Annotated in this window: 1 protein-coding gene; it reads right to left on the bottom strand. The window is 73.3% G+C overall.

The genetic code is table 11. The features are described from left to right. The coding region (locus GWI24_RS43995; RefSeq protein WP_210951605.1) for an SDR family NAD(P)-dependent oxidoreductase at window positions 1–1,781 on the bottom strand (1,781 nt) is incomplete at both ends.

Here is a 1,781-nt window from a genome sequence, read left to right as displayed (position 1 = left end):
GAGTCGAACCCCAACTCCTGGAACGGCTGGGCGGGTGGAATCGCGTCGATGGTGGGATGGCCGAGGATCGCGGCGGCATGCGTCTGGATGTGATGGAGCAGGAGCTGATGCTGCTGGGCGGGGGAGCCGGTGGCCAGCTGCCGCTGAAGCGAACTGCTCAAGGCCGCGGTGGCATCCGGGGTGGCATCGGCGATGGGCGACGCGGCGGCGGCCAGGTCGGACAGCAGCGGGCTGGGCCGCTGCGCGGTGAAACCGGCCGGGAACCTCTCCCAGTCGATGTCCGCGATGGTGATCGTGGTGTCGCCGTGGTCCAGGGAGTGCTGGAGCGAGGCGATGGCGAGATCGGTGTCCAGGGGGCGCATCCCGCGCCGGCGGTAGTAGTCGATGACGGCCTCGTCGGCGGCCATGCCCGCATCGCTCCACGGTGCCCAGGCGAGGCTGGTGACGGGCAGGCCACGGGCGCGGCGGTGCTCGGCGAGGGCGTCGAGATAGGAGTTGGCGGCGGCGTACGAGGGCTGTCGGCTACCGCCCCACGCGGCCGCGCCGGACGAGAAGAGCACAAAGGCGCTGAGGTCGAGGTCCTCGGTGAGCTCATGGAGGTGGGCGGCCGCGAGCGCCTTGGGCCGCAGCACCGCCTCGATCCCGGAAAGGTCCAGCTCGGCGAGCGGGGTGTTCTCCGCGAGCCCGGCGGCGTGGACGACGGCGGTGAGGGGGTATTCGGCCGGGATGGTGCCGAGGAGGTGCTGGAGCGCGGTGCGATCGGATACGTCGCAGGCGGTGACGGAGACGGTCGCGCCCAACGCGGTCAGCTCTTCGGTGAGTTGGGTGGCGCCAGGGGCGTCGGGGCCGGAGCGGCTGACGAGGTGGAGACGGGGTGCGCCCTGGCGGGCGAGCCAGCGGGCCACGTGGGCGCCCAGACCGCCGGTGCCGCCGGTGATCAGGGTCGTACCGGCGGGGCGCCACGCGGTGGGCGCGGTGTCAGGGCACGCGGCGCGCTCCAGTCGGCGGGCCAGTGCGGTGGCGCGGATCGCCACCTGGTCCTCGGGCTGACCGGGCGCCAGTACGGCGGCGATACGGGCGGGAGTGCGGGAGTCCACGTCGGCCGGGAGGTCGATGAGACCGCCCCAGAGGTGGGGATATTCAAGCGCGGCGACCCGGCCCATACCCCAGATCTGGGCCTGGTGCGGGTGGGGGAGCGGATCGGTGGCGGTGGCGGCCACCGCACCCTGGGTGACACACCACAGGGGCGCGATGAGCGGCGTCTGGCCGAGGGCCTGGACAACGGCGGCCGTCGCGGCCAGCCCAGTGGGGACGGCCGGGTGGTCGGGGTGGGGCGTCTGGTCGAGCGCGAGCAGACTCAGAATGCCCTCAGGTGTGCTGCCATCGGGCAGGTGCGAGAGCAGTGGGGCGAGGGCGTCGCGTCGGGCGTCCACGCCATCGAGCGACAGGACTTCATGGGCCGCACCATGGGCATCCAGCGCCTGGACGGTGGCGTGGACGACCGGGTGCTCCTCCAGCCCGGAGGGCACGAGCAGCAGCCAGGTCCCGCTGAGCGTCGGCGCGGTGGCGGGGTCCGGCAACTGCTTCCACGCGACGCGGTAGCGCCAGGAGTCGATGGTGGACCGTTCGCGGTGCCGGCGCCGCCAGGTCGACAGCACGGGGAGCGCGGGCAGCAGGGCGTCGACGCCGGGGCTGTCCTTCTCCAGCTGGAGTGTGCTGGTGAGGGCGTCGACGTCGAGCTCCTCGATGGCGTCCCAGAGCCTGGCCTCGGCCGGGCGGTG

The organism is Streptomyces sp. MK37H (assembly GCF_018035285.1).
In the GTDB taxonomy this organism is placed as follows: Bacteria; Actinomycetota; Actinomycetes; order Streptomycetales; family Streptomycetaceae; genus Streptomyces; species Streptomyces endocoffeicus.
The sequence above is the reverse complement of the archived record's forward strand: the minus strand, read 5'-3'. Positions and strand labels throughout refer to the sequence as shown.